Source organism: Vibrio sp. S234-5 (assembly GCF_000960595.1).
Classification (GTDB): domain Bacteria; phylum Pseudomonadota; class Gammaproteobacteria; order Enterobacterales; family Vibrionaceae; genus Vibrio.
Window position 1 is genome coordinate 25,241 of sequence record NZ_JZAM01000113.1, and the last position, 7,342, is coordinate 32,582.

Genomic DNA, 7,342 nt, shown 5'->3' on the forward strand with positions numbered 1-7,342 from the left:
TGCTAATTAGTTCACAAGTAAAAAGGGTTGAGGCAGTTGCCTCAACCCTTTTGTTTCACGTGAAACACTCACCTTTCTATCCGCGTTAGTGTCCCAAGCTCAGTTGCGTAGCCCTGAATAAGCACTATGCCAATCACGCCAAACAGGTTCAAAGCCTTTGCTGCGAATCATCGCCGCCACTGACTCAGCACTGCGCTCATCACTGATTTCAAATTGCTCCAGTTCGACATCCGCCATTACATAGCCACCAGGCTGGGTTTTTGAGGCGGCAGACATTGACGTAATGCCGAGCGGTAAGACATTGTCTCTAAAAAAGGCAGACTCGCGGGTGGACAAAGAGAGCTCTACCTCAGGGTTAAACAGTCGGTAGGCACAAATCAGTTGCACCAATTGCTTATCTGTCATCTCCGATTTCGGTTGTAATGCCCCTGCACATGGTCGAAGACGAGGAAATGAGATGGAGTAGCGCGTCTGCCAGTAAGTGCGTTCTAAATACTCAAGATGCGCAGCGGCAAAAAAACAGTCGGTACGCCAATCCTCCAAACCAATCAAAGCGCCAATCCCAATTTTGTCGATGCCAGCGCGCGCGAGGCGATCGGGGGTTTCCAAACGAAATTCAAAATTGGTTTTGTTACCGCGCAGATGATGCTGAGCATAGGTCGACGGATGATACGTTTCTTGGTAAACCATCACCGCATCCAATCCGAGCGAAATCAGTTCCTCGTATTGCTCTTGCTGCAAAGGTTGCACTTCCATCGCCAAATAGTTGAACTGTTGCTTAATCATCGGCAAAACTTGACGAAAGTAATTCATGCCGACTTTTGTCTCATGTTCACCAGTCACGAGCAGCACACTATCAAAATTCATCCGCTTGATTGCTGCAATTTCTGCGGCAATTTCGACTTGATTAAGCGTGCGACGCTTAATGCGGTTTTCCATTGAAAAACCACAGTAGGTGCACGCATTGGCACACAGGTTTGAGAGGTAGAGAGGGATATAGAGTGAGACCGTATTGCCAAACCGTTTTCGCGTAAGAGCATAAGAACGTTGCGCCATCGCTTCCAAATAGCTTTCGGCAACGGGTGATATCAACGCCTTGAAGTCTTCGAGATCCAACTTTTCTTTACTCAGTGCCCGCTCCACCTCTTTTGACGTTTTTGCCCGAATAGACAAAGCCACATCATCCCAATTTAGCTGATTAAAACACTCAACAAAACTCATGCGTGTTTCCTCAACAATCCAAGAATGAAGTCAGTGGACTTGAAGCTATGGCATGGGAAACTTGTCCGGCTAAGCCCGCCATGTAAGCTGCCCGTCCTGCTTCAATCGCAAGCCTAAAAGCATGGGCCATTGCCACAGGATCACTCGCTGTGGCAATCGCCGTGTTGACAAGAACGGCATCGGCCCCCAACTCCATCGCGCGAGCCGCGTGTGAAGGAGCACCAATCCCGGCATCGACCACCACAGGAACCTTGGCTTGGTCGATGATGATTTGTAGGAAATCTGCCGAAACCAGCCCTTTGTTTGAACCGATTGGCGCGCCCAAAGGCATCACTGCGGCGCATCCCACCTCTTCCAGTCGCTTACACAGGACCGGATCGGCGTGACAATACGGCAACACGATAAAGCCATCTTTCACCAGTTGTTCCGCCGCCGCCAATGTCTCAATCGGATCGGGCATCAAGTACTTAGGGTCAGGGTGAATTTCCAGTTTCAGCCAGTGAGTACCGAGCGCCTCTCGAGCCAGATGGGCAGCGAATATCGCATCTTGAGCGTTCTTTGCCCCGGAAGTATTGGGTAACAAATAAATACCCGCAGCCACCAAGGGAGAAAGAATGTCATCATGACGGCCCGTAATGTCGACTCTTTTCAGTGCCATGGTTGCAAGCTGAGAGCCGCTAGCGGTGATCGCTTTGGCCATTAACTGGCTATTGGCAAATTTCCCCGTTCCAGTAAATAATCTTGAGCTAAATTCTTTATCTGCGATCTTCAACATAGCGCTACCCTCCTGCAATCGCTTGAAACAGCGAGATACTATCTCCCTCACACAACACTCGCGTTTGCCATTCACTTCGCGGTACGACTTGGTTATTGACCGCAAATACGCAACCCTGACTTGGCAAAGAGAACTCATCTATCATCTGTTGCAGTGTCTTACCGGTTGCGATTTGCTGCGGCAGACCATTAAACACAATCGCTATCGATTCCATTACTCTTCCCCTTCAAGCCACATTGCCACAATGAGCACAGCGCGCGTCGCGAACGGTATTTATTGTCTGCCACTTCATGGTTAAGCCATCAAACAAATGCAGTTGATTGCTCGCTAGATGAAAACGCCCAGTTGCAAGCTTTTGTATTGCTGCCAATGCTTGGTAGTTGCCAAGAATACCGACCACTGGCCCCATGACACCAAGATCACTACAACGCTGACTCTGCTCAGCCTCATCAAAAGGATAGAGGCAGTGATAACAGGCGGTCGCGCTATCGCTAGCCGTGTAGTCAAACACGCCAAACTGCCCAAGCCAGCCAATCGCCGCAGCCGATATCAACGGCTTCCGCTGCTGTAAACAAGCGAGGCTAATTGCTTGGCGACTGGGGAAATTGTCGGTACAGTCCAACACCACATCGGCCATCATCACTTCCATGCTCAATTGTGTGCCGCTGATGCGCTGATTCAGGACGCGAATATGGGTCTCGGAATTTAGCTGATTGAGCTGGTTACGCAAAGCATCCGATTTACTGCTGGCAACATCGCGACTGCGAAAGGCTACTTGTCGCTGTAAATTGCTCACGTCGACTGTATCATCATCTACCAAAACCAAACGACCAACCCCGGCGCCCGCGAGGTAGAGCGCAGCCGCACACCCCAGCCCACCGCATCCAATTAGCAAAACCGAAGCTTCGCTAAGGCGTAGCTGGCCAGATTCACCGACTTCCTCCAATGCGATTTGCCGTTGATAGCGAAGGAATAGATCATTACTCAACATGACTACACTCCTTCTGAAGATGATCGTAATGTAAGGATGGAGCACAACTGCGCTGTTCCGAATTACTCACCATGACCTCTTTAAATTCACCAATCGCCCTTTGGACATTATTGACTTGCGTGATTGCCCGCACCACAGCGAGCGATGTGACACCGGTTTGCCAAACTTGACTTGCATTGCCAAGATCAATACCACCTATAGCAACGGTAGGTATTCCCTTTTGCTCACCATAGGGAATGGTGTCTATCAGTTTCTGATAGAGCGCTAAACGAGTCAGACCTTGTGGCTGAGACGGCATCTGTTTCGTGGTGGTCGGAAAAATATGACCGAGCGCGATATAGCTTGGCGCGAGTTGCACGATACGCAGCAGTTCGTAATAACCATGCGTTGAAAGCCCAAGAGCAATCCCAGCTCCTGCCAACTGGGTAAGATTGGACGCTTGCAGGTCTTCTTGGCCTAAGTGCACACCAAAGGCGCCATGTTTGATAGCAAGCTGCCAATAGTCATTAATAAACACCTGTGCGTTATACTCACGTCCTAGTTCAATCGCACGAATGATCTGCGCTTCTAAATCGACTCGTTCTGGTTGTTTTATTCTCAGCTGTATGGTTTTGATCCCCAGTGGCAAAAGCTTTTCTATCCATTCAACACTGTCCACTACTGGATACAATCCAAGGCTATGTGGTTCCAGCTTGGGAAAACCCTTGTTCAAATTGGCCAGCTGCCATTCAAGGCGAATATCAAGATCCTTGTGTTCTAGGACGGGTGTTGGAAAAGCGCAGTACTCAAATGCCCATGTTTCACGTGAAACATTCAACATCGCTCTTGCCAAAGTGAGGCTATCTTCTAGTGGAAAACTCAGTGCGGATAAGGTGATAAACCACACTAAATGACGACGCATAGCTGCTCGGGAAAGCAGGCTACCTTCAGTGACTCTCAGCGCTTGACGTTGCTGATTGAGAGGATTCGTCCAAACATCGTACTTATCGCCATTGGAGTCGTTGAGATGAATAAAGACCTTACGCGAATCCATCGTAAAAGACTCTATCGACGCTGCCGACAAATAACACAAACAGCAGTGATACTCAGTGGTTTGAATTTGGTCTTTATCCAACAGATCGGTGGCAACAACGAAATGTTCTTCGTTAGAAATCAGTTGCAATGTCCGAGTCGGGCTAATACCCAACTCGATATGCTCAATGGCAAAGCCTTGCTGTTCTGCCAAAAGCAAACACTGCTGAATATCTCCGGTCACTTCGATGATATCGGATGGGATCAGCAGTTTCATGCTTATTCCTCCACATTGGCCATGGCAGCAGGGTGATAGAGCTCTGAGCCAGAGGCTTTAAACTCTGCCGATTTTTGTCGCATTCCTTCCAGTGGATCGTCAATCAGCTTAATTTCAATCGCTTCACCTTCAGCCGTTTGTAAGTCCTTGGCGTACTCACGGACTTCTTGAGAGATTTTCATCGAACAGAATTTGGGTCCACACATAGAACAGAAATGGGCAACCTTGCCCGATTCTTGTGGTAGCGTTTCATCGTGATAAGCACGAGCAGTATCCGGATCGAGCGACAGATTGAATTGGTCTTGCCAGCGGAACTCAAAACGGGCTTTTGATAACGCGTTGTCACGCACTTGAGCTCCCGGATGACCCTTAGCTAAGTCCGCAGCATGCGCGGCCAGTTTGTAGGTAATTAGCCCTGTTTGCACATCTTCTTTATTGGGCAGCCCAAGATGTTCTTTTGGCGTTACATAACAAAGCATCGCGCAGCCATACCAACCTATCATCGCCGCGCCAATCCCAGAGGTGATGTGGTCATAACCGGGGGCAATATCCGTGGTTAACGGGCCAAGGGTATAAAACGGCGCTTCATGACAATGCTTAAGCTGTTCGTCCATGTTCTCTTTGATCATGTGCATCGGCACATGCCCAGGGCCTTCGATAATCACCTGAACGTCGTATTCCCAAGCAATCTTAGTCAATTCTCCCAGCGTTCTTAGCTCAGCAAACTGCGCTTCATCGTTCGCATCCGCAACGGAGCCGGGACGCAGGCCATCCCCCAAAGAAAGCGCTACATCATATATCGCACAAATCTCGCAGATTTCCCGGAAGTGGGTATACAAAAAACTCTCTTGATGGTGTGCCAGACACCACTTGGCAATGATGGAGCCGCCACGAGAGACAATCCCGGTCACACGCTTCGCCGTCATCGGAATATAACGCAACAATAGGCCGGCATGGATAGTGAAATAATCAACGCCCTGCTCTGCCTGTTCAATCAGTGTATCGCGCATCACTTCCCAGTTTAGATTTTCCGCAATACCATTTACCTTCTCTAAAGCTTGGTACATAGGGACTGTACCAATTGGCACTGGGCTATTGCGCAGGATCCACTCGCGAGTTTCGTGAATGTTACGTCCTGTAGAGAGATCCATGACGGTATCGCCACCCCAGCGCGTTGCCCAAACCAGCTTTTCCACTTCTTCTTCAATTGAAGATGTGACTGAAGAGTTGCCAATGTTAGCGTTCACTTTGACCAGGAAGTTACGGCCAATGATCATTGGCTCAGACTCAGGGTGATTGATATTGGAAGGGATAATCGCACGTCCTTCTGCCACTTCTCGGCGGACAAACTCTGCGGTAATTTCCTTAGGAAGATTGGCTCCAAAACTCTGCCCGGAATGCTGCTGAGTTAATACCTCATCGCAATATTGTGCTCTGCCCATATTCTCACGCAGCGCAATGAATTCCATCTCGGGCGTGATAATACCCTTACGTGCGTAATGCAATTGCGTAACACAATACCCCGTTTTGGCACGACGAATACGCGGTAAATTGCCGTAACGTAACTCGTCCAACGTCTCGTCGTCTAAACGCTGTTTGGTGTAGGTCGAGCTCACTTCATCGAGAACTTCAGTGTCACCACGTTCGGCAATCCAGCCCTCTCTTAGCTTGGGCAAACCGCTATAGAGGTCAATAGTGTGCTGTGGATCGGTATAAACGCCAGACGTATCGTAGACTCTAATCGGCTCATTGGGCGCCAAAATAGGGGCATCTTTTGAACCACCGATAAGGCTATCCGCCAGCGATATTTCACGCATTGGCACTCGAATATCAGGCCGAGAACCTTCGACATAAATTTTGTTGGAATTGGGGTACGCTTGTACTGAAAGAGTATCAATGAACTGTTTGGCTTCCAGTCTCGCTTGCTTGCGATTCGACATAGCATTTTTCCTTTCTTGTTATGCAAGATAAAAAGGTGACGGATGAAAATGCTTGGCGGAAAGATGCGACAAGAGGGATCGAACATACACAAATTGCAGATGGCTCTGCGCGCAAAATTCGAACTTTGATAAGACACTAGTAGAATTTAGCTACCAAAATCTTCTCTTGTTCCCTTCGCAGGTCTTAACCTGATCAGGTTCAACGGATCCCGAATAAACGGTCTCAGCCTTATGGCACTCCGACAAGTGAAGCGATTATAAGCAATCGACTTGGTTAAACCAAGCCGACCTGTAAAAAATTTGTTGGAAAATTAGATTTGAACATCACTGCTTTAAGAGCTGAAATCCAAGCCATGCAGCGCCAACACTTAGAGTAACATTGAGCAGAATATTCAACCCCATCTTAAGGAAAGCACCCTGCTGTATCAGCAGCACATTGTCCATGGAGAACGTCGAAAAGGTCGTCAAGGCACCAAGAAAGCCCAAACCGATAACTTGCCGCCAAGGTTCAGTCGCGAGCATTTCGCTTTCGAATGCAGCGATCAAAAGCCCCATCACAAATGACCCGACAACGTTCACAGTCAAGGTTCCATAGGGAAAACCGCGCCCAAGTAATAAAACACAGAGCTCAGACACCAGATAACGAGAGCAGGCACCAAAAGCCCCCCCTAAAGCGATAAACCCCAATATAGCCAGTTGCCCCATAACGAACCTCACAATTTGAATGCGACGATATTGTAACCACCACAGTCAAAATAGCGAGTTTAAAACCCCCGTTCCCAGCGGAAATCTATGCTTGATGCTATGCAGAAACAAAAGGTTACAGGAGTCACTTTACGCTATCTAAATCAATCTTATGCAATCTAAGAAAAAACATGATCTAATTAAGGCCATTCAACGATAGAGCTTATTCGCCATGGATAACCTTAATAATATCAACTTCAAAAAACTCGCTAGCCAGCAAAAATCCATTCAAATGAAAATGAGATTACTGGCTCTTGCTCATTTCAAAGAGGGACACTCTCGCACCCAAATCGCCAAGTTTCTTATGGTGAGCCGAACCAGTGTTAATAAGTGGGTTCACACTTTTCTTGAAGAAGGATTACAAGGGCTGAAGGAAAAGCCAA

The 7,342-nt window shown here is 48.1% G+C and carries 8 protein-coding genes and 1 riboswitch; of the genes, 1 reads left to right on the forward strand and 7 read right to left on the reverse strand.

Annotation, left to right across the window (positions count from 1 at the left end; translation table 11 throughout):
- Positions 1 to 99: 99 nt before the first annotated feature.
- The 7 genes from thiH to crcB all read right to left on the reverse strand — a co-directional run bounded on the left by thiH (position 100) and on the right by crcB (position 6,920).
- Positions 100 to 1,221 carry a 2-iminoacetate synthase ThiH gene (thiH, locus tag UF06_RS03895; protein WP_045569272.1) on the reverse strand — a complete coding sequence of 374 codons (1,122 nt, stop codon included), beginning with the start codon at positions 1,219 to 1,221 and terminating at the stop codon, positions 100 to 102.
- A gap of 10 nt (positions 1,222 to 1,231) precedes the next feature.
- The gene (locus UF06_RS03900; RefSeq protein WP_045569273.1) at positions 1,232 to 1,996 is read right to left on the reverse strand and encodes a thiazole synthase; all 765 of its coding nucleotides are present in this window, start codon (positions 1,994 to 1,996) and stop codon (positions 1,232 to 1,234) included.
- A 4-nt stretch (positions 1,997 to 2,000) separates the two neighbouring features.
- Positions 2,001 to 2,210, reverse strand: coding sequence for a sulfur carrier protein ThiS (gene thiS, locus UF06_RS03905; RefSeq protein WP_045569274.1), 210 nt, complete (start codon positions 2,208 to 2,210; stop codon positions 2,001 to 2,003).
- A 12-nt stretch (positions 2,211 to 2,222) separates the two neighbouring features.
- Positions 2,223 to 2,987, reverse strand: coding sequence for a HesA/MoeB/ThiF family protein (locus tag UF06_RS03910; RefSeq protein WP_045569275.1), 765 nt, complete (start codon positions 2,985 to 2,987; stop codon positions 2,223 to 2,225).
- Complete coding sequence (locus UF06_RS03915; RefSeq protein WP_045569276.1) at positions 2,977 to 4,275, reverse strand: thiamine phosphate synthase; 1,299 nt, start codon at positions 4,273 to 4,275, stop codon at positions 2,977 to 2,979. Before UF06_RS03915 ends, UF06_RS03910 begins: the two co-directional genes overlap by 11 nt.
- 2 nt (positions 4,276 to 4,277) lie before the next feature.
- Positions 4,278 to 6,215, reverse strand: a complete 1,938-nt coding sequence (thiC, locus tag UF06_RS03920; protein ID WP_045569277.1) for a phosphomethylpyrimidine synthase ThiC — start codon at positions 6,213 to 6,215, stop codon at positions 4,278 to 4,280.
- A gap of 153 nt (positions 6,216 to 6,368) precedes the next feature.
- Positions 6,369 to 6,467: riboswitch (TPP riboswitch) on the reverse strand.
- 72 nt (positions 6,468 to 6,539) lie between these two features.
- Complete coding sequence (gene crcB, locus UF06_RS03925; RefSeq protein ID WP_045569278.1) at positions 6,540 to 6,920, reverse strand: fluoride efflux transporter CrcB; 381 nt, start codon at positions 6,918 to 6,920, stop codon at positions 6,540 to 6,542.
- Between the two features lie 211 nt (positions 6,921 to 7,131).
- Here crcB and UF06_RS27060 point away from each other — a divergent pair.
- Positions 7,132 to 7,342 (forward strand): helix-turn-helix domain-containing protein (locus UF06_RS27060; protein ID WP_045569279.1); only part of this gene is annotated, 211 nt, incomplete at its 3' end.

Bases quoted from the DNA above. Each gene is read 5' to 3' on its own strand.
- thiS (WP_045569274.1), bottom strand. From the start codon at position 2,210: ATGGAATCGATAGCGATTGTGTTTAATGGTCTGCCGCAGCAAATCGCA.
- UF06_RS03910 (WP_045569275.1), bottom strand. From the start codon at position 2,987: ATGTTGAGTAATGATCTATTCCTTCGCTATCAACGGCAAATCGCATTG.
- thiH (WP_045569272.1), bottom strand. From the start codon at position 1,221: ATGAGTTTTGTTGAGTGTTTTAATCAGCTAAATTGGGATGATGTGGCT.
- UF06_RS03900 (WP_045569273.1), bottom strand. From the start codon at position 1,996: ATGTTGAAGATCGCAGATAAAGAATTTAGCTCAAGATTATTTACTGGA.
- crcB (WP_045569278.1), bottom strand. From the start codon at position 6,920: ATGGGGCAACTGGCTATATTGGGGTTTATCGCTTTAGGGGGGGCTTTT.
- thiC (WP_045569277.1), bottom strand. From the start codon at position 6,215: ATGTCGAATCGCAAGCAAGCGAGACTGGAAGCCAAACAGTTCATTGAT.
- UF06_RS03915 (WP_045569276.1), bottom strand. From the start codon at position 4,275: ATGAAACTGCTGATCCCATCCGATATCATCGAAGTGACCGGAGATATT.